This window comes from Rhodopseudomonas palustris, from assembly GCF_007005445.1.
GTDB classification, from domain to species: domain Bacteria; phylum Pseudomonadota; class Alphaproteobacteria; order Rhizobiales; family Xanthobacteraceae; genus Rhodopseudomonas; species Rhodopseudomonas palustris_G.
This window is the reverse complement of sequence record NZ_CP041387.1, coordinates 3,039,114-3,064,973: the sequence shown is the minus strand read 5'-3', so window position 1 is coordinate 3,064,973 and position 25,860 is coordinate 3,039,114. Positions and strand designations below refer to the sequence as shown.

Genomic DNA, 25,860 nt, shown 5'->3' with positions numbered 1-25,860 from the left:
GGAGCGAGGCAACCGGATTTCTTAAGGAAGCATCACGATGGATTTTGATTTGTCGGAGGAGCAGCGTCTCCTCAAGGAAAGCGTCGAAGGCCTGCTGAAGGGCTCTTACGATTTCGACAGCCGCAAGAAGTACGCCAAGGAGAAGGGCGGCTGGAGCCGCGCGGTGTGGGGCAAGTTCGCCGAGCAGGGCCTGCTCGGCCTGCCGTTCTCGGAAGAAGATGGCGGCTTCGGCGCCGGCGCGGTCGAGACCATGATCGTCATGGAAGCGCTCGGCCACGCGCTGGTGCTCGAACCCTATCTGCCGACCGTGGTGATCGGCGGCGGCTTCCTTCGTCGTGCCGGCTCGGCCGCGCAGAAGGCGGCGCATCTGCCCGGCATCATCGACGGCAGCAAGACCTTTGCGTTCGCCCAGCTCGAAAAGAACTCGCGCTGGGATCTCGGCGACGTCTCCACCACCGCCAAGAAGAATGGCGACGGCTGGGTGATCGATGGCGAAAAGTTCGTGGTGCTGAACGGCGAAGCCGCCGACACGCTGATCGTCACCGCTCGCACCAAGGGCGGCCAGCGTGACCGCGCCGGCGTCGGTGTGTTCCTGGTGCCGGCCGATGCCACGGGCATCACCCGCAAGGGCTATCCGACCCAGGACGGGCTGCACGCCGCCGACATCACCTTTACCGGCGTCCAGGTCGGCGCCGATGCGGCGATCGGAGATCCGGAGAACGCGCTGGAGCTGGTCGAGGCGGTGGTCGACGATGCCCGCACCGCGCTGTGCGCCGAAGCGGTCGGCCTGATGGATGAATCGCTCACCACCACGGTCGAGTACATCAAGACCCGCAAACAGTTCGGCGTGCCGATCGGCTCTTTCCAGGTGCTGCAGCATCGCGCTGCCGACATGTTCGTTGCCACCGAGCAGGCCCGCTCGATGGCGATGTTCGCCACCATGGCGGCCGAGTTCGAGGACGCCAAGGAACGCGCCGGCGCGATTGCGGCCGCGAAGGTGCAGATCGGCAAGTCCGGCAAGTTCGTCGGCCAGCAGTCGATCCAGCTTCATGGCGGCATCGGCATGACGATGGAAACCAAGATCGGCCACTATTTCAAGCGGCTGACCATGATCGAGCAGACCTTCGGCGATACCGATTACAACCTCGCCCGCGTCAGCGCGGGTGGTGGGCTGATCTGATCTCTGCACGAGTCATTCCGGGACGCTCACGACAGTGAGCGAACCCGGAATCTCTCACCTCCGTCATTCCGGGTTCGCGAGCTTCCGCTCCGCCCCGGAATGACGACAACAAAAATACTCAGGGAGCCTCGCCATGACCGTCAATCCGTTCGATCTGTCCGGCAAGGTCGCCGTCATCACCGGATCGTCGCGCGGCATCGGGCGGGCGTCTGCGGAGCTGCTCGCCAAGCTCGGCGCCAAGGTGGTTGTATCCAGCCGCAAGGCCGATGCATGTGAAGAGGTCGCCGAGGGCATCCGCAAGGACGGCGGCGATGCGCACGTCATCGCCTGCAACATCTCGCGCAAGGCCGAGGTCGACGGGCTGATCGACGGCGCAACTGCCAAATACGGCAAGGTCGACATCCTGGTCTGCAACGCCGCGGTCAATCCGTATTACGGCCCGCTGCTCGATATCGCCGACGAGGCGTTCGACAAGATCATGGCGTCGAACGTCAAGAGCAATATCTGGCTGTGCGCCCGCGCGATTCCGCAGATGGCCGAGCGCGGCAACGGCTCGGTGGTGATCATCTCGTCGATCGGCGGCCTGCGCGGCTCCACGGTGATCGGCGCCTACGGCATCTCCAAGGCGGCCGATTTCGCGCTGTGCCGCAGCCTCGCCGGCGAATGGGGCCCGAAGGGCGTCCGCGTCAACGCCATCGCGCCGGGCCTGGTCAAGACCGACTTCGCCCGTGCGCTGTGGGAAGACGAGGCCAATCTGAAGCGCCGCACCGCCGGCACCCCGCTGCGCCGGATCGGCGAACCGCACGAAATCGCCGGCGCCGTCGCCTATCTGGGCTCCGACGCCTCGACCTTCATGACCGGCCAGACCATCGTGATCGACGGCGGGGTCACGACCGCGTCGGTGTAGGCGTCGCGGTCACGCACCCTTCCTCCGTCATTCCGGGGCGCTCACGAAGTGAGCGAACCCGGAATCTCTCTTCGTTGGAAACAACCTTTGGATTCCGGGTTCGCGCTGCGCGCGCCCCGGAATGACCGGTGAGGGGCAGGGTACTTAGTATACATCCTGCTGATAGCGCCCCTGCTTCTTCAGCTCCGACACGAACGCCGTCGCCTCCGCCGCTGAACGGGCGCCGTGCTGGGCGACGATGTCGACCAATGCGCGCTCGACGTCCTTGGCCATGCGCTTGGCGTCGCCGCAGACGTAGAGGCTGGCGCCTTCGGTGAGCCAGCTCCAAAGGTCGCGGCCGACTTCGCGCATCCGGTCCTGGACATAGATCTTCTCGCCGCTGTCGCGCGACCATGCCAGCGTCAGGCGTGTCAAATGGCCGGCGTTTTTCATCGCCTTCAATTCGTCCTCGTAGAAGAAGTCCGAGGCGGAGCGCTGATGCCCGAAGAACAGCCAGTTCTTGCCCGGCGCCTGGATCGCCTGGCGTTCGTGCAGGAAGGCACGGAACGGCGCGACGCCGGTGCCGGGGCCGATCATGATGATCGGCTGGCTGGAATCGGACGGCAGCGCGAAATTGTGCGCCTTCTGTATGTAGGCACGGAGCGTGTCGCCGGGCTGCACCCGCTCGGCGAGGCCGGTGGAGCAGACGCCGAGCCGCTGCCGCTTGCCGATTTTGTAGCGCACGCAATCGACCGTCAGCGACAGCCGGCCGGGCGTGGTCTTCGGCGACGACGAGATCGAGTACAGCCGCGGCTGCAAGGGATCGAGCGCCTCGATGAACGCTTCCGGATCGGGGCGAAGGCCAGGGAATTTCTCCAGCGCGGCGAGCACGTCGAGCGTTGCGGCGTCGCCGTCGGGATCCTCGCCGCTGGCGAGCGCGCGGGCCTTCTTCCGTTTGTCGCCGCCGGTGATGTAGCTGATCAACTGAAACAGCGTGTCGGGTGCGGGCGACAGCGACACGCTGTCGAGCAGCGTCTCGCGCAAGGTCCGTTGGCCGATCGGCAACTCCGCCGGTGCGCCGAGCGCCGCGATGATCGAATCGACCAGCGATGGATCATTGGTCGGAAACAGCCCGAACGAATCGCCGGCCTCGTAGCTCAGGCAATCCTCCAGCTCGAACTCGACGTGCCAGGTTTCCTTCTCCGAGCCCGGCTTGTTGAGCCGGCGCCGTGACAGCACTTTCGCGGTTGCCGGATTGTCGCGCGAGGTGCCGCGCGGCGGCAGCGCCGCAACTGGGGCGGCATCGGCGGCCAGCGAGGGCGCATGCTCCAGCGTCGGCGCCGCGCCGATCTGTTCGGCCAGCGCCTTCACCATCCGCGCGGTGTCCTTGCCGCCGGGGGCGCACAGGTTCAGCCGCGTCTCCTTGCCGTCGAAAATCGCGCCCGAGTAGTTGCGGCAGTCGTAGCCGCATTGGCCGCAATCCTGCTGCGCCATCGCGGCCATCAGCCTCCAGCGCAGCGGCTTGCCTTCCGCAAGCTGCATCCGTTCGCCAATCGGCAGGCTCTGATCGTGCCACGGCGCGCCGCCGTCGTCGTCTTCGGCCGCTGGCGCCGGGCCGCCGGCGAGCAATGCTGCGGCCTGATCGGGCGACAGCGCGGTGACGCCTTGCCCATCGAGCGACACCAGTCCGGCGAAGAAGCCGTTGAGCCAGGCGCGCTGCTCCTCGGAGAACGGCGCGGTCTCCGGCACCAGGAGCGGGATCGGCGGCGGCAGGTTCTGGCTCATGCCACGGTCTCCGGTGATGGTTCGGCTGCGAACAGTTGCTGCAGCGTCGCCGCATCGTGGCGGCGGGCGAAGGCGAGGAAGGTTTCGGATGGCGAGGTGCGCTGCGCGAGGTACGTCTGCAGCATCCGCTCGATCACGCGTGGTGCATCGTCCTGCTTGACGTCGCGCAGCACCTCGGTGCCGATCGCCGCGTCCGGGCCAAAGCCGCCGCCGACATGGATGTGAAAGCCCTCGACGCTGTCTTCATCCGAGATCGCCACCTTGGCGCCGATCAGGCCGATGTCGCTGATGAAGTGCTGGGCGCAGGAGTTATGACAGCCGGTGAGATGGATGTTGATCGGCGTGTCGAGCGGCACGCGCGGCTCGCAATATTGCGCGATCGCTTCCGCGGTTTCCTTGGTATGCGCGGCTGCGAAGCGGCAGCCGCTGGCGCCGGTGCAGGCGATCAGTCCGGCGCGGAGCGGCGAGGCGGTGATCGCCAGTCCCAGCGCCTCGATCGCCGCGGTAGCCTCAGTCACGCGCGGATCCGCCACGCCGGAGATCAAGAGATTCTGCCACACCGTCAGCCGCAGATCGCCGTCGCCAAAATTGCGCGCGACCTCGGCGAGCCCGCGCATCTGTGCCGAGGTGAGATGGCCGGTCGCGAGCCGGACGCCGATCCAGTTCAGCCCTTCCTGCTGTTGCGGGTGCACGCCGAGATGCGCCGCGCGATCCTGCGCCGGGCGCGGTGCCGCAGCTTCGGTGGGCACTCGGATCAGCTTGCGGCCGAGCTTCTCCTCGACAAGCTCCAAGTACTTGTCGAAGCCGAACGCATCGAGCACGTATTTCAGCCGCGCCTTGTTGCGGTCGGTGCGGTCGCCGTGCTCGATGAACACCCGCACGATGGCATCCGCCACCTCGGTCGCCTCGTCCGGCGCCACGATCACGCCGGTGTCGCGGGCGAAGTCCTTGTGGCCGGTGATGCCGCCGAGCGCGAGGCGAAACCACATGCCGGGCGCGACGCCGTGACCGTCCGCGATCTGCACCGCCTGGAATGCGATGTCGTTGGTGTCCTCCAGCGTCGGGATCAGTCCGCCGCCGTCGAATGCGACGTTGAACTTGCGCGGCAGCCCGAACAGCGCGCGTTCGTTGAGAATGTGGAAGTGCCAGTCGCGGGCGTAGGGCCGCGTATCGATCAGTTCCTGCGGATCGATCCCGGCGGTCGCCGAGCCGGTGACGTTGCGGATGTTGTCGGCGCCGGAGCCGCGCGCCCACAGCCCGAGGCTTTCGATGCCCTGCAGCAGCAGCACGGCGTTCTTCGGCGCGATCTCGCGCATCTGCAAATTGGCGCGCGTCGTGACATGCGCGTAGCCGCCCGCGAGCGTGTCGGCCAGATCGGCAAGCCCGGCCATCTGCCACGATGTCAGGATGCCATTGGGAATACGCAGGCGGCACATATACGAAGTCTGCGCTGGTGCGACGTAAAACAGCCCGTAGTAGCGCCAGCGGAAATTGTCCGCCGGCTTCGGCGCGGCGTTATCCTTCGCCTGCTGCTTCAGTCGGGCGTAGGCATCGAATGGGTGCTGCTCGCGCTTCCACTTCTCCTGGTCGTTGAGCTTCTTGCCCGACGCGGTGACGCGGTCCTGCGCTGCAATGTGGATCGCGTCCGGGCCGCTGGGTGACGCGGCGCCGCCGGCCGGCAGGCTGCCGCGCGCGGCGCGCGCCGCAGTGACGCCAGTGGCGAAGCCTTCGAGATAGCGCTTCTGGTCGATCGAGAATTCGCTGCCCATCGCCGCCTCACGCCGCTTGCACGGAGAGGAGCAGGGCGCTTATCAGCTCGGCGTGGTATCGCCGTAAGCCGCCGCCAGCATCGTCTCGGACAGCATCGCGTAGGCGTCGCGCCAGGCCGCCGCCAGCTCCGGCGTCCAGTTCGCGCCGAGCTCGCGCTCCAGCGTCCACAGCAGCGCTGCACCGAACGGCGTGTAGTGCGCGGCGCTGACGCCGTAAGCGATGTGCAGCCGCGCCAGCCGCCCCGTGGCCGGCAGGATGGTGTCGAGGGCGGTCAGGCCGGTCACCACCACGTTCAGCGTGCTCATCAGCTTCTTGCCCTGCCGGCGCATGTCGCCGTGAAACAGCGCCCGCAGCTCCGGCGCGGTCGTGAACAGCCGCTCGTAGAACAGCGTCGCGGTTTCGTCCGAGATCGGCGTCAGCCGCGCGAAGCTCTGTTGCACCAATGCGATCGCCTGCGGCGTCATCACGATCCTTGCTTGCGATGTGGTTTCGCCGACATCCGTACACGAAGCGCTGCATCGACCAATCCCCTTTGCACGGGGCGCCTCGAACCGACGAAAAAAAGCCGCTGCCTGGTTGCTCGCGGAGCGAGGCCAGGACAGCGGCGTTGCTGTCGGAGTTTCGATGACGCCAGGACGCCCCACCGGCATCCCGCAACGATAGCTCAGCGAATTTCGTGCCAATTGCTGGCAGGAGAGGGATTTGGCCGGATTATCAGGCGCTTAGCGGCTCGCGTGGGGGATGCCGGCGCCTGCTCGAAGCCGCCGTCCTGCGCTGCCCGGCTGAGCAGCGTGGCGATGAAATGTGCAGCGCAGCAGCTCTCAGGCAGGGTGGTGGTTCGGATAAGCGGCGCCGATCATCCGCGCCGAGATCACCGCATAGACCTTGCGCCACGATTGCTCGACGTCGTCGTCCCAGAACCCGGCGAGCTGCCGGCCGAGACTCCAGAGCAGCGCTTCGCCGACCGGCGCGTAGTGATCGGGGCGGACGCCGTAGCGGACGTGATCGACGCGAGCTTGCCGGCGACCGCGTACAGACCGGTGAGATTGTCGAGGCTGCCGACCAGCACCGCCAGGGTCTGGATGAACTTATCCTTCATCCGGGTCATGTCGCTGCGAAACAGCGTCCGGCTGTCCGGCGCGATCTCGAACAGCCGGGCGTAGAACTGATCGGCCATCTCGGTCGAGCGCGGCCACATCAGGTCGAACGAGGTCCGCACCCGGTGGATGTCGGCGGGACTGAGGGTCGCGAGCGGACTCATGACGCGGTCTCGTGCGGGGCTCAGCGCCGGATCGTCATCCGCGCCAGATAGCCGGCGATGTCGTCGGGATCGAACGGCGCGCCGGTGCACTCGCCGATGCCGTCGGCGGGCGCGCTCGGCAACGCAGGAGCCGTGCCGACCGCTGCGTCATACAGGTCCGGCCGGAACACCGCTTTGGCGGCGGCGAGCAGATCGGCCGACAGCGGCGCCTGTCCCCACCGCACCATCTGGGCGTAGTTCCAGGCACCCTGCACCGGATCGGGCCGCGCCGCGGCCTCGCGCCCGACCAGCAGATAGCGGTCGGTCGCGCGGATCGTGCCGTCCGCCGCGACCTTGAGTCGCCCGTCCAGCGTGCGGCGGATCAGCTCCGGCGTCACCTCGATCCGGCCCGGCGCGGTGAGCAGGCCGCAGACCTCGTCGCGGTTGGCGACGTCCTCGATGTAGTCGGCGGCGCGGGCATGGGCGCGGATCAAGGCTTGCAGCACCTCGGGGTGTTGCGCGGCCCAGTTCGCCCGCACCGTCAGCATCTTCTCGGCGGCGCGCTGGAACAGCTCGCTGGTGAAATGCAGGATGGTGCCGATGCCGAGATCGATCGCCACCGAATTCCATGGCGCGCCGACGCAGAAGCCGTCGAGATGCTTGCTGGCCAGACTCTCGACCATGAACGGCGGCGGCAGCACCACCAGCCGCACATCCTCGTCCGGATCGACGCCGCCGGTGCCCATCCAGAACCGCAGATCGTAGTTGTGGCTGGAGAACGGGAAGGTCATGCCGAAGGTCAGCGGCTCCTGGCCCTTGGCGCGGCGCTCGGCGACGACCCGCGCCAGAGCCTTCGCCGACACCACCGGATCGGCAACGTCGCCGTCGGCCATCGCGACGATTGCGGCGTGCAGGTCCGGCGACACCGTGATGGCGTTGCCGTTGACGCCGAGGCCGAAGCCGGAAATCACCGGCACCTTGACGTGGCCGATGCCGAGGCTGGAGGCGACCGCCAACGGGGCGAGCAGATGCGCGGCGTCGAACATCCCGATATTGAACTTGTCGCGAACGTTGGCCCAGGAGATTTCGCGGACCAGCTCGACGTCGAGCCCTTCGGCGGCGCAGAAGCCTTTGTCGGCGGCGACGATCAGCGCAGCAGCGTCGACCAGCGGGATGAATCCGATGCGCAGCCGCTCGCTCATTTCAGGCGCTCCAGCTTTCCACTCGTCATGCCCGGCCTTGTGCCGGGCATCCACGCCTTGCTGACGGCAACGCGAGAAAGGCGTGGATGGCCGGGACGAGCCCGGCCATGACGCGTGGAGAGGATGGTGTTGATGGCGCGACGCATCATTTCAGCATCTCCGAAGCCGTGATCACAGACTGGGCGATCTCGGCGATCTTCTTCTTCTCGTTCATCGCGGTGGTCCGCAGCAGCACGTAGGCCTGCTCCTCGGTGAGGCCCTTGGCCTTCATCAGGATGCCCTTGGCGCGGTCGATCACCTTGCGGTCCTCCAGCGCCGAGCGGGCGTTGCTCAGTTCGGTCTCGAGCTTGGCGAAGGCATTGAAGCGCGAGATGCACAGATCGAGGATGTGCTTCATCCGCTCCTTCTTCAGCCCGTCGACGATGTAGGCGGACACGCCGGCATCGACCGAGGCCTGGATCGAGGCGGTGTCGCTCTGGTCGACGAACATCGCGATCGGCCGCTTCACGATCCTCGAGACCTGGAACATCTGCTCCAGCATGTCGCGGCTGGGGTTCTCGAGGTCGATCAGGATCACGTCGGGATCGATCTGGTAGATCCGCGCCAACAGATTGGTGGTGCCTTCGAGATGGGTGATCTCTGTCATCCCGGCCTCGCGCAGGCCCTCGGTCAGAATCGCGGCGCGCACCGGGTTCTCATCGACGATGACGATGTTGAGCGAATGGTCCATCAGTCGAGGCGGTACCTATGGAGGGTTGATGGCAGCACAAACCACATCCCGGTCGGCAATTGAAGCAGATTGATTGTGCACCGCCGGCGCTCCCAGGTTCAAACCCGGCAGCGGGCGCGGCCCAGATTTTCCGCCGATATTGACGGCGAAACCGCGATCGGGTGGGGTGGGCAAAACCGTTCCGTCATCATCTCCGGGAAGAACGCTGATGCCTTTCGTCATGGCCATCGATCAGGGCACCACCTCGTCGCGGGCGATTCTGTTCCGCTCCGACATTTCGATCGCGGCCTCCGCGCAGCAGGAATTCCCGCAGCATTTCCCGGCGTCCGGCTGGGTCGAGCACGAGCCCGAGGACATCTGGGCGACAACCATCGCCACCTGCCGCGCGGCGATGGACAAGGCCGGCGCGACCGCCGCCGATATCGCCGCGATCGGCATCACCAACCAGCGCGAAACCGTGGTGGTGTGGGATGCCGTCTCAGGCCAGGCGATCCACCGCGCCATCGTCTGGCAGGACCGCCGCACCGCGGAGTTCTGCACCCGGCTGAAGGCCGAGGGGCTGGAGCCGATGGTCACCGCCAAGACCGGGCTGATCATCGATCCGTATTTCTCCGGCACCAAGGTCGCCTGGCTGCTCGACAACGTGCCCGGCGCGCGGGCTCGCGCCGAACGCGGCGAGCTGAAGTTCGGCACCGTCGATTGCTATCTGCTGTGGCGGCTGACCGGCGGCAAGGTTCACGCCACCGACGCCACCAATGCCTCGCGCACGCTGCTGTTCAACATCCATGACGGCGCCTGGGACGACGAACTGCTCAAGCTGCTGGGCGTGCCGCGCTCGATGCTGCCGGAGGTGAAGGATTCCTCGGCGCATTTCGGCGACAGCGTGCCGGAGCTGTTCGGCGGTTCGATCACCATCCGCGGCATCGCCGGCGACCAGCAGGCGGCGACCATCGGCCAGGCTTGCTTTACCCCGGGCATGATCAAGTCGACCTACGGCACCGGCTGCTTCGCGCTGCTCAACACCGGTGCGACGCCGGTGAAGTCGAACAACAAGCTGCTCACCACCGTCGCCTATCAGCTCGACGGCAAGCGCACCTATGCGCTGGAAGGCTCGATCTTCGTTGCCGGCAGCGCGGTGCAATGGCTGCGCGATGGCCTCGGCGTCATCAAGCATGCCTCCGAGACTGGGCCGCTCGCCGACAAGTCGGATTCGGCGCAGAGCGTGTATCTGGTGCCGGCCTTCGTCGGCATGGGCGCGCCGTATTGGAATCCGCGGGTGCGCGGTGCGCTGTTCGGCCTGACGCGCAACACCGGCCCGGCCGAACTTGCCCACGCCGCGCTGGAGAGCGTGTGCTACCAGACCTTCGACCTGTGGGCGGCGATGCGCGCCGACTGGCCGGACGCTGACGCCGCCACCACCGTGCTCCGCGTCGACGGCGGTATGACCGCCTCCGACTGGACCATGCAGCGCCTCGCCGATCTGCTCGACGCCCCGGTCGACCGCCCGGTGATCCAGGAAACCACCGCGCTCGGCGCCGCCTACCTCGCCGGCCTCAGTGCAGGCGTCTTCCCCGAGCCACAAAAATTCGCCGACAACTGGCGCCTCGACCACCGCTTCCGCCCCGCCATGAGCGCGGCGACGCGCGAACGCAAATTGGCGGGCTGGGCGAGGGCGGTGAAGGGGCTGCTGGCGACGGATGAGGGGGAGTGACAGGGGAGCTTCGTCGCAATGCCGACCGTGCTGCGCTGGGGGCCGTACCGGGCGTTCTTCTACTCGAATGAATCCGGAGAACCTGCTCACGTGCATGTCCGCGCCGGCAACAGCGAAGCCAAGTTCTGGTTGCACGATCTCTCGATTGCGGTGAATGCGGGATTTCCCGCTCACGAGATCGGCGCTATTCTTCGTCACCTCCGCGCGCATCGTGAGTTGCTGGAAGGCAAGTGGCATGAGCACTTTGGAAATTGATGTCGGTGACATCAGACCGGTTGCGGTGGAGTTCACCGCGGACGAACTCGTCGTGACGCTCGCCGATGGCCGGCGGATCGCAACGCCGCTCGATTGGTACCCCAGCCTGCTACACGCGTCTGCGACGGCGCGCACCAATTTCGAGTTGATGCCGATGGGCATTCACTGGCCGGAGCTCGACGAAGACCTCGGCATTGCAGGTATGCTACGCGGTCGATCTGCGACACGCGCTTCACAAGCTTAGCGCAGGGGCGGACGACTGGCGCGTCATTGCCCAAGCACGCCACGTCATGACGTCCTCGCCGAGCACCGTCGGCTATTTCGCGCTTGAGCCGCACCGGCAGCCGGACGACGATTATGCTGTATTAACCCCACGGTGCCCGCGATGATCCTGATCGGCCAATACGACTCCCCCTTCGTGCGCCGCGTCGCGCTCGCGCTGCGGCTGTATGAGTTGCCGTTCGAGCACCGGCCGTGGTCGACCTTCGGCGATGCCGACAAGATTGCGCCATACAATCCGCTGCGCCGGGTGCCGACGCTGGTGCTGGACGATGGCGAGGCGCTGATCGAGAGCACCGCGATCCTGGATTATCTCGACGAACTGGTCGGGCCTGCCATGGCCATGATCGCGGAGAGCGGATCGGCGCGGCGGCAGGTGCTGAAAGTCTGCGCGCTGGCGACCGGGCTTGGCGACAAGGCGGTCAGCCTGGTCTACGAGCGGGTGCTGCGCCAGCAGCAATCCGACGTCTGGGTCGCGCGCTGCGAGGCGCAGATCGGCAGTGTGCTCGACGTGCTGGAGGCGCAACGCGCCGCGATCGCGACGCCGTTCTGGTTCGGCGACACCATCGGCCACGCCGATATCGCGGTCGCCTGCGTGCTGCGCTTCACCGGCGAGGCGCATCCGCATCTGTTCGATGCCGCGCGCCATCCCGCGCTCGCGGCCCATGCGGCGCGCTGCGAAGCCCTGCCGGCGTTTCGCGAGATCGTACAGCCGCTGATCCCGCCGACGCCGGCATAGGCGGGGGAGGAGGGCGACAGCACGTCCGGTTGCCTGATCGCGCGCGGGGTCCATGAGGCTGATCGTCGGATCAGCCTCGGCCATGCGAAGTTGCGCCGCATATTGACAATATTCCTACAAGGACTATAGTCCGTGTCGTCCTGTCCGTGAGGGGCGCTTCTCAAGGGCGCTTGGAAGCGGGACAGATCGTCGGCCGGGAGACCGGCCGGTGAGGGTTTGGCGAAGCTGCATGGTGCAGCGGCGCCGAGCCTGACGCGGCGTCCTGCGCGAGCGGCCTCGCAAGCCGATCGTCCGGGAGGCAGAAGGTCGCCGTCCGCCGCTACTATGAGCGGCTGCCCATCGCGAGGCTGGACGGGACGGAACGAGGCGGGAGAAATCCCCGTGCTCCCCGCGCCCGGAAGAACGGTCCCGACGCCAAAAGATCGCCGCTGGTGGGCGCGCCGTGACGGCGTCGCGCGATGGTTCGCAAGCCATCGCGACCAACCACCAACTTTGCGCCGCGCGGCGCGCCCCCGCCCCTCGTCGTGATGACGACGGGCGCATAGCTCGGGCTCGTTCGAGCCGCGAGATCGCGACGCCGTGGCTGTTTGACAGGCTGAATCGGAACAACGCAGTTCGAGCCGAAGCTCGCGACAAGCCTCGCGATCACGCACGCGCTCGCCCGACTTTCCACCGTCATCGCCCGGGCCATACAACGAGCCGGGCGACCCAGTATCCCAGAGCGCCCGCTGCATCGCTCGAGGCTCACTACGCGCTCTCTGCCATACTGGGTCCCCCGCCTGCGCGGGGGACGACGGCGGAGGCGGCTGATGCGGTGACGGCGGCTTGCGCAGGCGATCACGCCTGCAAGAAGGCCGCCCCGCTGTTATTTCGCCGCGACTTTCTGCTTGCGCCAGGCGAGGTGCAGCGCGCAGGTGCAACCCTGCGGATGCGAGGCCAGAGCGGCGTCGTCGGCCGACAACGCAGCATCGGCTTGCGGCGCCAGTGGCGGCATGCCGGTTTCGTCGGTGGCAACCGTGCTGCGCGCCGGAATGTAGTTCAGCACCGGAGCCAGCCAGCGTTCGGCGGTGGCGACGTCCCAGCCCTTGCGGGCGGCGTAGTCTTCGACCTGGTCGCGTTCGATCTTGCCGACGCCGAAATAGGCGCTCTGCGGATGGCTGAAATACAGTCCCGACACCGACGAGCCCGGCCACATCGCAAAGCTCTCGGTCAGCGTCACGCCGGCGGAGGCTTCGGCGTCGAGCAGCTCGAACAGCGTCGCCTTCTCGGTGTGGTCGGGCTGCGCCGGATAGCCGGGCGCGGGGCGGATGCCCTGATACTTCTCCAGGATCAGATCGTCGGCCGACAGCGTCTCGTCCGGCGCATAGCCCCAGAACTCGCGGCGGACGCGGGCGTGCATCCGCTCGGCGAAGGCTTCGGCGAGGCGATCGGCCAGCGCCTTGACCATGATCGACGAGTAGTCGTCGCGCTCGGCCTTGAACTTGTCGGCGATCACGTCCTCGCCGATGCCGGCGGTGACCACGAAGCCGCCGATATAGTCGGCGACGCCGCTCGCAACCGGCGCGATGAAGTCGCTGAGCGCGGCGTTGGCGCGGCCTTCGCGCTTGTCGAGCTGCTGGCGCAGGCTGTGCAGCGTGGCGATCGGCGTGGTGCGCGCTTCATCCGCATAGACCAGGATGTCGTCGCCTTGCGCATTCGCCGGCCAGAACCCGATCGTGGCGTTGGCGGTGAACCAGTTCTCGGTGACGATGCGGTCCAGCATCTTGCGGGCGTCGGCATACAGCGCCGTTGCGGCTTCGCCGACCACGCCATCCTCGAGAATCGCGGGGAAACGTCCGGCGAGCTCCCAGGCCTGGAAGAACGGCGTCCAGTCGATGTAGTCGACCAGTTCGGCGAGCGAATAGCTGCTGAAGCTCCGGGTGCCGATGAAGGAGGGCTTCACCGGCTTGGTCGCGGCCCAGTCGATCTTGGTGGCGTTGGCGCGGGCGGCGGCGAGCGTCAGCCGCTTCTTGTCGGCCTGGGCGCGGTGATGCGAGGCCGAGATCTTGGCGTAGTCGGCGCGAATCTCCGCCGCATAGGCGGCGCCCTTGTCCTTCGACAGCAGCGAAGAGGCGACGCCGACCGCACGGCTGGCGTCGTTGACGTGCACCACGCTGCCGGCGGGATAGGCCGGGTCGATCTTCACCGCGGTGTGGACACGGCTCGTCGTCGCGCCGCCGATCAGCAGCGGAATGTCAAAGCCGCTGCGCTGCAGCTCGCCGGCGAGGAAGCTCATCTCGTCGAGCGACGGCGTGATCAGCCCGGACAGGCCGATGATATCGGCGTTCTCGGCCTTCGCGGTCTCGATGATCTTGGCGGCCGGCACCATCACGCCGAGGTCGATCACCTCGAAATTGTTGCACTGGAGCACGATGCCGACGATGTTCTTGCCGATGTCGTGGACGTCGCCCTTGACGGTGGCGAGCACAATCTTGCCGGCGGAGGAGCGCTCGCCGAGATCGGTCCCGGCGGCGAGATTGCGCGCCTTCTCCTCCTCCATGAACGGCATCAGATAGGCGACCGCCTGCTTCATCACGCGGGCCGACTTCACCACCTGCGGCAGGAACATCTTGCCGTCGCCGAACAGGTCACCGACCACGTTCATGCCGGCCATCAGCGGACCTTCGATGACGTACAGCGGCCGCTCGGCCTTGGCCCGTGCTTCCTCAGTGTCAGTTTCGATGAACTCGGTGATGCCGTGCACCAGCGCGTGGCTGAGCCGCTGCTCGACCGGCCACGAACGCCAGGCGAGGTCCTGTTCCTTCTGCTGCTTGCCTTGGCCGCGATATTTGTCGGCGAGCGCCAGAAGCCGCTCGGACGCACCCGGGTCGCGGTTGAGGATGACGTCCTCGCACACCTGGCGCAGCTCGGGATCGATGTCGTCATACACGATCATCTGCCCGGCATTGACGATGCCCATGTCCATGCCGGCCTTGATGGCGTGATACAGGAACACCGAGTGCATCGCCTCGCGCACCGGCTCGTTTCCGCGGAACGAGAACGACAGGTTGGAGACGCCGCCGGAGACGTGTGCGTGCGGCAGGTTTTGGCGGATCCAGCGCGTCGCCTCGATAAAGTCGACGCCGTAGTTGTTGTGCTCTTCGAGGCCTGTGGCGATCGCGAAGATGTTCGGATCGAAGATGATGTCTTCGGGCGGGAAGCCGATGCGGTTGACGAGAATGTCGTAAGCGCGGGCGCAGATCTCGGTCTTGCGTGCGTAGGTGTCGGCCTGGCCGGTCTCGTCGAACGCCATCACCACCACGGCGGCGCCGTGACGCTTGGCGATGCCCGCCTCGTGAACGAATTTGTCCTCGCCCTCTTTGAGCGAGATCGAGTTCACGACCGGCTTGCCCTGCAGGCACTTCAGGCCGGCCTCGATCACGTTGAATTTCGAGGAGTCGACCATCACCGGCACCTTGGCGATGTCCGGCTCGGCGGCGACGAGGTTGAGGAAGGTGACCATCGCGGCTTCGGAATCGAGAAGCCCTTCGTCCATGTTGACGTCGATGATCTGGGCGCCGTTCTCGACCTGATCGCGCGCCACCTGCAGCGCGGCAGCGTAGTCGCCGGCGGTGATCAATTTCCGGAACTTCGCCGAGCCGGTGACGTTAGTGCGCTCGCCGACATTGACGAACGGAATGGCCTTGGTCAGCTCGAACGGCTCGAGGCCCGAGAGCCGCAGCCGCGGCTCGATGGTCGGGATCACGCGCGGCTGATGCGGCGCGACCGCTTCGGCGATCGCCTTGATGTGGGCCGGCGTGGTGCCGCAGCAGCCGCCGACGATGTTGACGAGGCCGGCTTCGGCGAACTCGCCGACGAGACCTGCCATGTACTCCGGGCTTTCGTCGTATTGGCCGAATTCGTTGGGCAGGCCGGCGTTGGGATAGGCGCAGACCAGCGTATCGGCGACGCGGCTGATATCGGCGATGTGGGCGCGCAGATCCTTGGCGCCGAGCGCGCAGTTGAAGCCGATGGTGAGCGGCTTGGCGTGCCGCACCGAATTCCAGAACGCTTCGGGCATCTGGCCGGACAGCAGGCGGCCTGACTTATCGGTGATGGTGCCGGAGATCATCACCGGCACGTCGATGCCGCGGGCTTCGGTGATCTCGGCGATGGCGTACAGCGCCGCCTTGGCGTTCAGCGTATCGAAGATGGTTTCGAGCAGCAGGATGTCGGCGCCGCCGTCGAGCAGGCCGTTGATCTGCTCGGCATAGGCGATGCGCAGATCGTCGAACGTCACCGCGCGGTAGCCGGGATTGGCGACGTCGGGCGAGATCGAGGCGGTGCGGTTGGTCGGGCCGATCGCGCCGGCGACGAAGCGCGGCTTACCGTCTTCGGCTTCGACCTTGGCGGCGGCATTGCGGGCGAGGCGGGCGCCGTCGCGGCTCATCTCGTAAGCGAGGTCCGACATGTCGTAGTCGGCCTGGGCGATCGAGGTCGAGGAGAAGGTGTTGGTGGCGACGATGTCGGCACCGGCGCGCAAGTACTGCGCGTGGATGTCCTCGATCGCCTGCGGCTGGGTCAGGATGAGGAGGTCGTTGTTGCCGCGCAGGTCGCGGTGGAAATCCTTGAACCGCATCCCGCGGAACGCAGCCTCGTCGAGCTGCAACTGCTGGATCATCGTCCCCATCGCGCCGTCGAGCACGAGGATGCGCTGCGCGGCGAGGGCGTGAAGACGATCGGCGATCGGGCTTTTGGAAGTCGACATTTGCAAATTACTCAGCGCGGCTCCCTCTCCCCGTCGGGGAGAGGGCTGGGGTGAGGGGGATCGAACGCATGCGGTCTGATCGTTCGAGCAATCGTTTCGAGTACGCCGTCGATGTTCGACAGCACGTCGTTGTTCCAGAACCGAATGACCAGATAGCCCATCGCGGAGAGTACTTCCGTCCGCGCCGCATCTTGCTCGGTCTGTTGTCCATGTTGTCCGCCGTCGAGTTCGACGACGAGCCGCGCTTCGGTGCAGCAGAAGTCGACGATAAATCGGTCGATCGGGAATTGGCGTTTGAATTTCCAGCCATCGAGCTGGCGATTGCGCAGACGCCGCCACAGCAACGTTTCAGCCTGCGTCGGCTGAGCCCGCAGGCGTCTGGCGATCGGTGTACGCGTGGTGCGGACGATCATTGGCGCCTGTGCCCCCTCACCCCAACCCTCTCCCCAAAGGGGAGAGGGGGCGGGCGGTGCGCTTGGAGAGTTCAGTTGCAAACTCACGCGGCTTGCCTTGCCGCCTGCGGCCGGAAGCCCAGCAGATGGCTGATGGCGAACACCAGGTCCGCGCGGTTCATGGTGTAGAAGTGGAAATTGTTGACGCCGTGCTTGGCGAGCTTGTGCACCTGGCCGGCCGCGACGGTGGCAGCCACCAGCTTGCGGGTGTCGGGATCGTCGTCGAGCCCTTCGAATTGTTTGGCCAGCCAGTCCGGCACGCTGGCGCCGGCGCGGGCCGCAAAGCCCGCGGCCTGCTTGAAGTTCTGCACCGGCAGGATGCCCGGCACGATCGGGATACCGATGCCGCGGGCGCGGACGCGGTCGAGGTAGCGGAAGTACAGGTCGTTATCGAAGAAGAACTGAGTGATGGCGCGCGTCGCGCCGGCATCGACCTTGGCTTTCAGGATATCGAGGTCGGCATCGAAGCCGGTGCTCTCCGGATGCTTCTCCGGATAGGCCGACACCGTGACGTCGATGTCCGGATAGCGGCGCTTGATCGAGGCGACGAGGTCGGCCGAGCTGCGATAGCCCTGCGGATGCGGCGTGTAGGTGCCGCCGAGGCCGGTGGTCGGATCGCCGCGCAGCGCCACGATATGTCGGACGCCGATGTCGTGATACCGCGTCACCACCTCGTCGACATCGCCACACGGAGCGTCGACGCAGGTCAGATGCGCCGCCGGGGTCAGATCGGTTTCTTTCAGAATGCGCGCGATGGTGGCGTGGGTACGCTCCCGGGTGGAGCCGCCGGCCCCGTAGGTGACGGAGACGAAGCTCGGATGCAGCGGCGCCAGCCGGCTGATCGCCTGCCACAAATTGCGTTCCATCTCTTCGGTCTTCGGCGGGAAGAACTCGAAAGAAATTGCCGGAAGCTGTTGCGGCAGGTCGCTCATCTGATGGTCATCCAGTTTGAAAGGGCGGTTCGGGTGTCCACAGGCACGTGCGGCTGCCCAACGATCAGGAACCTCCACGAACCGCGTTAAATTAGGCCGAACTGCTTTCGGCGGCCAGCCCACTTTGGGAGGTGGTGGCTTGGGAAGTTGCCCAAAATAGTCAATTTAGTTCGCTCTATGGGGGCGTGAGCTGTGTGATAGTGGGCAGGATATGCGGCGCGCATGCTTTAAAAATCTACGATATGACAGATGTTTATGTGCAGTGCAGCGATCCGCGCAGAGCGAGGTCCATCAGACTCCTCCAAGCTTGCGGTCGTTCTGCCCACTCCGAGAATAGGAGGCAAAGCATCACCGAATTGCCTAGCCCATTACCTTTGCGCAGGCCTCGGTTGAGCACTAGGTTATGGACATGTTGCCGCTCTCGATCCTCGACCTGTCTGTCGTCACCACCGGCACACCACCGGCGGTCGCCCTGCGCAACTCGATCGACTTGGCGCGCCACGCGGATTCGCTGGGCTATGTGCGTTACTGGCTGGCCGAGCATCACAATCTGCCATCGGTCGCCAGTCCGGCGCCCGAGATCATGATCGGACAGATCGCGGCGGTGACCGAGCGCATCCGCGTCGGTTCCGGCGGCGTGATGCTTCCCAACCATGCACCGTTGATGGTGGCCGAGCGATTCAAGATGCTGGAAGCGCTGTTCCCAGGCCGGATCGATCTCGGCATCGGCCGCGCGCCGGGCACCGATCAGGCAACGATGCACGCGCTCCGCCGCCGACTCGACGGCCGCGAAGGCGACGATTTTCTGGAGCGGCTGCAGGAGCTGACCCTGTGGGAAACGCGCGGCTTTCCGCCGCGTCATCCCTACAACAGCGTCGTGGCGATGCCCGACGACACACCGTTGCCGCCGATCTGGCTGCTGGGTTCCAGCGACTACAGCTCCGAACTCGCCGCCCAGGTCGGCATGGGCTTCGCGTTCGCGCATCACTTCGCCTCGCACGACGCGGTCGAGGCGCTGACGCACTACCGCAGCAACTTCCGTCCGACCCGCTGGCGCTCGACGCCGCACGGCATTCTCGCCGTTGCCGCCGTGGTGGCCGACACCGACGAAGAGGCGGAGCGGCTGGCGAGCTCGATGGATCTCAGCCGCCTTCTGCGCGACCGCGGCCGCTACGTGCCGCTGCCGAGCGTCGAGGAGGCGCTGTCCTATTCGTACACCGAAGCCGACCGTGCCTCGATCACGCGCAATCGCTCGCGTCTGTTCGTCGGCAGTCCGGCGACGGTGCGGCAGGCGTTGCAGCCGCTGATCACCGCCAGCCGCGCCGACGAGCTGATGGTGATCACCGCGACCTACGACCACGAAGCGCGCAAGCGGAGCTATAGCTTGCTGGCCGACGCGTTCGAGCTGCAGCGCGTGGCGGCATAGTTCGGTGCTGTCGCAAAGTTCGTGATTGCGAGCGCAGCGACGTAATCCAGAGGCTCCGTGCACGGAGCTGGATTGCTTCGTCGCTACGCTTCTCGCAATGGCGCTACCCGAAGTCAGCGCTCGCTGAACGTCGCCCGGAACGGGTGTCCTGGATAGACGCCGACGATGCGGAATTCGCGGGAGAAGAACTTCAGTTCGTCGAGCGCGAAAGCGAGGTTGCGATCCTCAGGGTGGCCTTCGACGTCGGCGTAGAACTGCGTGGCGAAGAAATTGCCGTCGACCATGTAGCTTTCCAGCTTGGTCATGTTGACGCCGTTGGTGGCGAAGCCGCCGAGCGCCTTGTACAGCGCCGCCGGCAGGTTGCGGACACGGAAGACGAAAGTGGTGACGAGCTGGCCAGAGCCCTGCTGCGCCCAGCGCGGCTCGCGGGCCAGTACCACGAAGCGGGTGGTGTTGTGAGTCTCGTCTTCGATGTCCTCGGCGAGGATGTCGAGGCCGTAGATCTGCGCCGCCAACCGCGAGGCGATCGCCGCGCAGCTCTTGTCGCCGCGCTGGGCGACGACGCGGGCCGAGCCCGCGGTGTCGCCGGCGACGATCGGCTTCAGGCCGAATTTGCGGATGATCCGCCGGCACTGGCCGAGCGCGTGGACGTGGCTTTCGACCGTCTTGATGTCTTCGAGCTTGGCGCCGCGCACCGCCACGAGCTGATGCCGGATCGGCAGAAACCATTCGCCGACGATGAACAGTTTCGAGGTCGGCAGCAGGTGATGGATGTCGGCGACGCGGCCGGCGACCGAGTTCTCGATCGGGATCATGCCGAGATCGGCTTCGCCCGAGGAGATCGCGCTCAGCGCGTCCTCGAAAGTGGCGCAAGGCATCGCCTCGGCGGTGGGGTAGGCGTCGCTGATCGCGATGTGAGAATTGGCGCCGGGTTCGCCCTGGAATGCGATTTTCATGGTCTGGGTCATAGCGTCCTGTGTCTGGCGGGCGTTCTAGCAGCCGCAGCGGTTTTCGCCAGAGGGGCGGCTCAGCCGACCAGCACGCGCCGCGCGGTCTCGAGATCGGCCGGCGTATCGACCCCGCGCGGCACGCTGTCGACGATGCCGACGTCGATCCGCATGCCGGCCTCCAGCGCACGGAGCTGTTCGAGCTTTTCGCGACCTTCCAGCGGAGAAGGGGGCAGCGCCACGAAGCGCTCCAGGGCGGCGCGGCGGTAGCCGTACAGGCCGATGTGGTGGTAGCGCGGCCCGTCGCCCCAGGGAGCGGTGGCGCGGGTAAAGTACAGCGCCCGCAACCGGTCCGCAGCCAGCGGCGAGCCGACCACCTTGACCACGTTGGGATTGGTGGCCTCTTCGTCGGTATGGATCTCGGCCGCCAGCGTGGCGATGTCGACGGCGGGATCGGCGAGCGGCGACAGCACGGCCCCGATCTGCTCGGGCCGGATGGTCGGGAAATCGCCCTGCAGGTTGATCACGGTCTGGATCCGGCCCTCCGGATCCAGCGTCTGCAGCGCCTCGAAGATGCGGTCCGATCCGGAAGGATGATCTGCGCGGGTCATCACCACCTCGCCACCATGGGCGGTCACGGCAGCGGCGATCTCCGGGGTGTCGGTGGCCACCGCCACCCGACCGATTTCCGCCGCCTGCGCCCGGCGCAGCACCTGCACCACCATCGGCAAACCGGCGATGTCGAGCAGCGGTTTGCCGGGCAGGCGCGTCGCGGCCATCCGGGCAGGAATCAGGACCAGGGTCTCGGGAGCTGTCATCGTCGGGGAATCGCATTGCCGCGAAAGCGAGGATCGCATGTCGCGAATGGTGCAACGCAACGACAGCCCGGAACTGGTATCAGGCTGCCCGATGCGGCGCGCGTGAGGCGTTTATACGGGTTGCCAGCGCGGGGGCAAACCGATATCTCATCTCGACTAAAGTAGCGTTGAGAATGCCTCCGATGAACAATGCCCGCTCACGGGCCGGTTCTGAAACGCGAGCGAAAATGGATACTTTCGAACTCAACAAAATCGTCGGGGCGATCTTCGGCACCTGCCTGATCCTGTTGTTGTCGAACTTCGCCGCCCAGGCGATCTTTTCCCCGACCAAACCCGAGAAGCAGGGCTATGCAATCGCGGTGAAGGAGGCGGAGCCTGCTCCCAGCAAGGATGCCGCACCGAAGGCCGACGAGCCGATCGAGAAGCTGCTGCAAACCGCATCGGTCGACCAGGGCTCCAAAGCTGCGAGGAAGTGTGCGGCCTGCCACACCTTCGAGAAGGACGGCCCGAACCGCGTCGGCCCCAATCTTTACGGGATCGTCGGCGACCACCGTGGCGAAGGTCGCGGTGGCTTCAATTTCTCGGCGGCCATGAAGGCCAAGGGCGGCGCCTGGACGTTCGACGAACTGAACAAGTTCCTCGCGAACCCGAAGGGGTACATCCCCGGGACCGCGATGAGCTTCGCCGGCATCCCGAACGACAAGGAGCGGGCCGACCTGATCGCCTATCTCAACAAGAATTCCGACAAGCCCGAGCCGCTGCCGGCGACGGCAGAGAAGTAACGATTTTCCCAATGTTGGCGTTTGAGCGGCCGGGTTCTGCCCGGCCGTTTTGTTTGCGCGCCGGTGCGGATTAAACATCGGTAACCGGGACCTTTCGCCGCAAGTCGGCCGTGTGCGGGGTGTTATCCTCCGCCAAAATCGCCATAATCGGACGAATCCTCAGGCAGGTCCGGTCTGGCCGATCACCGCAGCGAACAGGGATTTCCGTATCGTGACGTTGACCCGACGACATCTTCTCCAGGGCGGCCTGCTGGTCGCTGCGACCCCGGCTCTCAACCTCAGCCCCGGCCTGTTCGCGGTCGGCGCGGCGCATGCCGAGGCTGCGCTGGAGGGGGCGAAGTGGCGGCACGGCCTGTCGCTGTTCGGCGACCTGAAATATCCGGCTGGGTTCGCCCGGTTCGACTATGTCGATCCGAACGCGCCCAAGGGAGGCGCGGCGCGGCAGATCGCGCTTGGCACCTTCGACAATTTCAATCTGGCGGTCGCGGGCGTGAAGGGTAACATCGCCGCCCCGGTCGGGTATCTCTACGAGACGCTGATGACCTCGTCGCTGGACGAGGTCGGCACCGTCTATGGTCTGCTCGCCGAGTCCGCCGCGCATCCCGACGATTTTTCGTGGGTCGTCTACCGATTGCGCACCGAGCCTCGCTGGCACGACGGCAAGCCGGTGACGGCCGACGACGTGGTATTTTCGTTCGACACGCTGAAGAAATACAGCCCGCGCTACGCCTCGTACTACCGTCACGTCGTCAAGGCGGAGAAGATCGGGGAGCGGGACATCCGATTCACATTCGATGCTCCGGGCAATCGCGAACTGCCGACCATCGTCGGCGAATTGATGATCCTGCCGAAGCATTGGTGGGAAGGCACCGACGCCCAGGGGCGCAAGCGCGACGTCTCGGCGACCATGCTGGAGCCGCCGCTCGGCTCGGCGCCTTACAGGATCAAGGACTTCGTCGCCGGCCGCTCGATCGCGCTGGAGCGAGTCAAGGACTACTGGGGCGAGAAGCTGCCGGCGCGGATCGGCCAGTACAATTTCGACGAACTGCGCTTCGAGTATTTCCGCGACAACACCGTGGCGCTCGAAGCCTTCAAGGCCGACCAGGCCGACTGGATCATGGAGAACTCCGCCAAGCAGTGGGCCACTGCCTACGATTTTCCGGCGATCACCGACAAGCGCGTCGTCAAGGAGGAGTTTCCGATCAACGATTCGGGGCGGATGCAGGCCTTCGTGCTCAACACCCGCCGCGATATGTTCAAGGACGCCCGGGTGCGGCGAGCCTTCAATTATGCGTTCGATTTCGAGGAGATGAACAAGCAGCTCTTCTACGGCCAGTATACGCGGATCGCGAGCTTCTTCGAGGGCACCGAGCTTGCCTCCAGCGGCCTGCCGGAGGGGCAGGAGCTGGCGCTGCTGGAAACCGTGCGCGACAAGGTGCCGGCCGAGCTGTTCACGCAACCCTACACCAACCCGGTCGGCGGCAGTCCGGAGGCGGTTCGCGCCAATTTGCGCGAAGCCATCAGGCTGGTGAAAGAGGCCGGCTTCGACATCCAGAATCGCAAGCTGGTCGATCCGTCCGGCAAGCCGGTCGTGGTCGAGATGCTGGTACGGGATCCGTCCTCCGAGCGCATCGCGCTGTTCTACCGGCCTTCGCTGGAGCGGCTCGGCGTCACCGTCTCGATCCGGGTGGTCGATGATGCGCAGTATCAGAACCGGACTCGTGCGTTCGATTTCGACATCATCACCGACCTGTGGGGCCAGTCGCTGTCTCCCGGCAACGAGCAGCGCGACTATTGGGGATCGCAGTCGGCGGATCAGCAGGGCTCGCAGAACACGATCGGTATCAAGAACCCGGCGGTGGATGCGCTGATCGACAAGGTTATCTTCGCCAAGGATCGTCCCTCGCTGGTCGCGGCGACGCGGGCGCTCGACCGCGTCCTGCTGTGGAACTTCTACGTCGTGCCGCAATTCACCTACGGATTCATGCGCTACGCGCGGTGGGACCGCTTCGGCCACGCGCCGCTGCCTAAATATGCGCGCTCGGGATTGCCGTCGCTGTGGTGGTACGACGCCGACAGGGCCGCCAAGCTCGGCAAGCGCTCTTGAGGATCGCTCCGGGTATGGCGCCGCTCAATCGCCGCAACGTGCTCGCTCTTGGCGTCGGCGCACTTGCGGCGGCCCAGTTTCGCGCCGCCGCCGCCGCCGCCGAGACTCTTGCTCACGGCATGTCGGCGTTCGGGGATCTGAAGTACCCCGCCGATTTCCCCCATTTCGACTACGTCAATCCCGATGCGCCGAAGGGCGGCGTGTTCTCGACCATCCCGTCGGTCCGCGCGTTCAATCAGTCGTTTCTGACCTTCAATTCGCTCAATGCCTATATCCTGAAGGGGGACGGAGCCCAGGGCATGGGCCTGACCTTCACGACCCTGATGGCGCGGGCCGGTGACGAGCCGGACGCGATGTACGGTCTCGCCGCCTCCAGGGTGGCGATCTCCGCCGACGGTCTGAGCTATCGCTTCACGATGCGACCCGAAGCGCGGTTTCACGATGGCAGTAGGTTGACCGCGCGCGATGCCGCGTTCTCGCTCAACATCCTCAAAGCCAAAGGCCATCCAGTGATCACGCAACAACTGCGTGACTTCATCGAAGCGAAGGCCGAGGACGACACCACGCTCGTGGCGACCTTCAAGCCGAAGCGTGGACGGGACGTGCCGCTGTTCGTCGCCGGCTTGCCGTTGTTCTCGGAAGCCTACTATTCCAAGCAGCGGTTCGATGAATCCACCATGGACGTGCCGCTCGGCAGCGGGCCCTACAAGGTCGGCCGGCTGGAATCGGGCCGTTACATCGAATTCGATCGGGTGCCTGATTGGTGGGGCGCCAAGCTCCCGGTCAACATCGGGACTTACAATTTCGACACCGTGCGGTTCGAATTCTATCGCGATCGCGACGTCGCCTTCGAAGGCTTCACCGGGCGGAGCTATCTCTTTCGCGAAGAGTTCACCTCGCGGATCTGGAACACCCGCTACGACTTCCCGGCGGTCCGTGACGGCCGCGTCAAGCGCGATATACTGCCGGACGAAACCCCGTCGGGCGCGCAGGGTTGGTTCATCAACACTCGCCGCGACAAGTTCAAGGACCCACGCGTGCGCGAAGCGCTCGGCTGCGCGTTCGATTTCGAGTGGACCAACAAGACGATCATGTACGGCGCCTATGCCCGCACGGTGTCGCCGTTCCAGAACTCCGACATGATGGCGGAGGGCCCACCCTCGCAGGGGGAGCTGGCGCTGCTCGAACCGTTCCGCGGCAAGGTGCCGGACGAAGTGTTCGCTGTCCCGTTCTCGCCGCCGGCGTCCGACGGCTCCGGTCAGGACCGTTCGTTGTTGCGCCGGGGGGCGCAGCTTCTCAACGAGGCGGGATTCGAGATCAAGAGCGGCAAGCGGCTGACACCATCGGGCGAACCGTTCCGTGTCGAGTTTCTCCTGGACGAGCCGGCATTTCAGCCGCACCACATGCCGTTCATCAAGAATCTCGGCACGCTGGGGATCGATGCCAGTTTGCGGCAGGTCGATCCGGTGCAGCTTCGAGCCAGACGTGACGATTTCGATTTCGATCTGGCGATCGAGCGCTACAGCTTTTCGACCGTGCCGGGCGACGCCCTCCGCAACTTCTTCTCGTCGCAGGCAGCCGCGACCAAGGGCTCCAACAATCTCGCCGGCATCGCCGATCCGGCGATCGACGCGATGATCGACGTTGTGATCGCCGCCGACAGCCGTGCCAAGCTGGTGGTCGCCGCCCGGGCGCTCGACCGGTTGATCCGCGCCGGCCGCTATTGGGTGCCGCAATGGTACTCTGCTTCGCACCGGCTGGCGTATTGGGACGTGTTCGGCCATCCGTCCAAACTGCCGAAATATGCCGGCGTCGGCGTGCCGGAATTGTGGTGGGCGACCGATACGGCGGCCGCCGGCCGAGGGAAATAGC

General features: G+C 65.9%; 22 protein-coding genes. 10 read left to right on the top strand and 12 right to left on the bottom strand.

The features are described 5' to 3' along the window. The first annotated feature begins 37 nt into the window (after positions 1 to 37). Both pimD and FLL57_RS14035 read left to right on the top strand, forming a co-directional pair. A complete protein-coding gene (gene pimD / locus FLL57_RS14040; protein ID WP_142883194.1) occupies positions 38 to 1,180 on the top strand; it encodes a pimeloyl-CoA dehydrogenase small subunit in 1,143 nt (380 codons plus the stop codon). 133 nt (positions 1,181 to 1,313) lie between these two features. Next, on the top strand, positions 1,314 to 2,087 hold the full coding sequence (locus FLL57_RS14035) for an SDR family NAD(P)-dependent oxidoreductase (RefSeq protein ID WP_013501405.1): 774 nt from the start codon (positions 1,314 to 1,316) through the stop codon (positions 2,085 to 2,087). Between the two features lie 144 nt (positions 2,088 to 2,231). Here FLL57_RS14035 and FLL57_RS14030 read toward each other — a convergent pair whose 3' ends face one another. The 7 genes from FLL57_RS14030 to FLL57_RS14000 all read right to left on the bottom strand — a co-directional run bounded on the left by FLL57_RS14030 (position 2,232) and on the right by FLL57_RS14000 (position 9,015). Continuing rightward, complete coding sequence (locus FLL57_RS14030; RefSeq protein WP_142883193.1) at positions 2,232 to 3,851, bottom strand: sulfite reductase subunit alpha; 1,620 nt, start codon at positions 3,849 to 3,851, stop codon at positions 2,232 to 2,234. Then, positions 3,848 to 5,620: a NirA family protein gene (locus tag FLL57_RS14025; protein ID WP_142883192.1), complete on the bottom strand. Its 1,773-nt coding sequence runs from the start codon at positions 5,618 to 5,620 to the stop codon at positions 3,848 to 3,850. Before FLL57_RS14025 ends, FLL57_RS14030 begins: the two co-directional genes overlap by 4 nt. Before the next feature lie 42 nt (positions 5,621 to 5,662). Beyond that, a complete protein-coding gene (locus FLL57_RS14020; RefSeq protein WP_142883191.1) occupies positions 5,663 to 6,085 on the bottom strand; it encodes a globin family protein in 423 nt (140 codons plus the stop codon). Positions 6,086 to 6,442: 357 nt separating this feature from the next. Beyond that, positions 6,443 to 6,574 carry a hypothetical protein gene (locus tag FLL57_RS23670; protein ID WP_349627482.1) on the bottom strand — a complete coding sequence of 44 codons (132 nt, stop codon included), beginning with the start codon at positions 6,572 to 6,574 and terminating at the stop codon, positions 6,443 to 6,445. 328 nt (positions 6,575 to 6,902) lie between these two features. Next, positions 6,903 to 8,063, bottom strand: coding sequence for a CmpA/NrtA family ABC transporter substrate-binding protein (locus FLL57_RS14010; RefSeq protein WP_142883190.1), 1,161 nt, complete (start codon positions 8,061 to 8,063; stop codon positions 6,903 to 6,905). 145 nt (positions 8,064 to 8,208) lie between these two features. After that, positions 8,209 to 8,793: an ANTAR domain-containing response regulator gene (locus tag FLL57_RS14005; RefSeq protein ID WP_047310094.1), complete on the bottom strand. Its 585-nt coding sequence runs from the start codon at positions 8,791 to 8,793 to the stop codon at positions 8,209 to 8,211. Between the two features lie 15 nt (positions 8,794 to 8,808). Beyond that, a complete protein-coding gene (locus FLL57_RS14000) occupies positions 8,809 to 9,015 on the bottom strand; it encodes a hypothetical protein (protein WP_142883189.1) in 207 nt (68 codons plus the stop codon). On the opposite strand from FLL57_RS14000, the gene glpK reads away from it, so the two are divergent. The 4 genes from glpK to FLL57_RS13980 all read left to right on the top strand — a co-directional run bounded on the left by glpK (position 9,002) and on the right by FLL57_RS13980 (position 11,777). Next, positions 9,002 to 10,504 (top strand): glycerol kinase GlpK, encoded by a 1,503-nt coding sequence (gene glpK / locus FLL57_RS13995; protein ID WP_047310093.1) that lies wholly within the window; start codon positions 9,002 to 9,004, stop codon positions 10,502 to 10,504. The two genes, FLL57_RS14000 and glpK, sit on opposite strands and share 14 nt — an antisense overlap. Before the next feature lie 18 nt (positions 10,505 to 10,522). Beyond that, positions 10,523 to 10,759, top strand: coding sequence for a DUF4160 domain-containing protein (locus tag FLL57_RS13990; protein ID WP_047310092.1), 237 nt, complete (start codon positions 10,523 to 10,525; stop codon positions 10,757 to 10,759). Beyond that, on the top strand, positions 10,740 to 11,003 hold the full coding sequence (locus FLL57_RS13985) for a DUF2442 domain-containing protein (protein ID WP_047310091.1): 264 nt from the start codon (positions 10,740 to 10,742) through the stop codon (positions 11,001 to 11,003). The genes FLL57_RS13990 and FLL57_RS13985 overlap by 20 nt, the downstream gene beginning before the upstream one ends. A gap of 141 nt (positions 11,004 to 11,144) precedes the next feature. Next, positions 11,145 to 11,777 carry a glutathione S-transferase family protein gene (locus FLL57_RS13980; RefSeq protein ID WP_142883188.1) on the top strand — a complete coding sequence of 211 codons (633 nt, stop codon included), beginning with the start codon at positions 11,145 to 11,147 and terminating at the stop codon, positions 11,775 to 11,777. An 865-nt stretch (positions 11,778 to 12,642) separates the two neighbouring features. Here the strand turns inward: FLL57_RS13980 and metH are convergent. From metH to metF, 3 genes are all read right to left on the bottom strand, one after another. Further along, on the bottom strand, positions 12,643 to 16,524 hold the full coding sequence (gene metH, locus FLL57_RS13975) for a methionine synthase (RefSeq protein ID WP_142883187.1): 3,882 nt from the start codon (positions 16,522 to 16,524) through the stop codon (positions 12,643 to 12,645). Between the two features lie 11 nt (positions 16,525 to 16,535). After that, positions 16,536 to 16,937 (bottom strand): endonuclease domain-containing protein, encoded by a 402-nt coding sequence (locus FLL57_RS13970; RefSeq protein WP_142883186.1) that lies wholly within the window; start codon positions 16,935 to 16,937, stop codon positions 16,536 to 16,538. An 83-nt stretch (positions 16,938 to 17,020) separates the two neighbouring features. Continuing rightward, positions 17,021 to 17,908: a methylenetetrahydrofolate reductase [NAD(P)H] gene (gene metF / locus FLL57_RS13965; RefSeq protein ID WP_142883185.1), complete on the bottom strand. Its 888-nt coding sequence runs from the start codon at positions 17,906 to 17,908 to the stop codon at positions 17,021 to 17,023. 409 nt (positions 17,909 to 18,317) lie between these two features. Between metF and FLL57_RS13960 the strand changes: the two genes are divergently transcribed. Then, positions 18,318 to 19,334 carry an LLM class flavin-dependent oxidoreductase gene (locus FLL57_RS13960; RefSeq protein WP_041807737.1) on the top strand — a complete coding sequence of 339 codons (1,017 nt, stop codon included), beginning with the start codon at positions 18,318 to 18,320 and terminating at the stop codon, positions 19,332 to 19,334. Between the two features lie 113 nt (positions 19,335 to 19,447). On the opposite strand, the gene FLL57_RS13955 is transcribed toward FLL57_RS13960, so the two are convergent. Both FLL57_RS13955 and FLL57_RS13950 read right to left on the bottom strand, forming a co-directional pair. Further along, positions 19,448 to 20,302: a prephenate dehydratase gene (locus FLL57_RS13955; protein WP_013501421.1), complete on the bottom strand. Its 855-nt coding sequence runs from the start codon at positions 20,300 to 20,302 to the stop codon at positions 19,448 to 19,450. Between the two features lie 59 nt (positions 20,303 to 20,361). Continuing rightward, entirely contained in the window at positions 20,362 to 21,099 is a 738-nt protein-coding gene (locus FLL57_RS13950) for a 3-deoxy-manno-octulosonate cytidylyltransferase (RefSeq protein WP_142883184.1), read from the bottom strand. 227 nt (positions 21,100 to 21,326) lie between these two features. On the opposite strand from FLL57_RS13950, the gene FLL57_RS13945 reads away from it, so the two are divergent. From FLL57_RS13945 to FLL57_RS13935, 3 genes are all read left to right on the top strand, one after another. Further along, on the top strand, positions 21,327 to 21,881 hold the full coding sequence (locus tag FLL57_RS13945) for a c-type cytochrome (RefSeq protein WP_013501423.1): 555 nt from the start codon (positions 21,327 to 21,329) through the stop codon (positions 21,879 to 21,881). A 211-nt stretch (positions 21,882 to 22,092) separates the two neighbouring features. Further along, positions 22,093 to 23,988, top strand: a complete 1,896-nt coding sequence (locus tag FLL57_RS13940) for an extracellular solute-binding protein (RefSeq protein ID WP_013501424.1) — start codon at positions 22,093 to 22,095, stop codon at positions 23,986 to 23,988. 14 nt (positions 23,989 to 24,002) lie between these two features. Further along, a complete protein-coding gene (locus tag FLL57_RS13935) occupies positions 24,003 to 25,859 on the top strand; it encodes an extracellular solute-binding protein (RefSeq protein WP_142883183.1) in 1,857 nt (618 codons plus the stop codon). The last annotated feature ends 1 nt before the right edge of the window (position 25,860 follow it).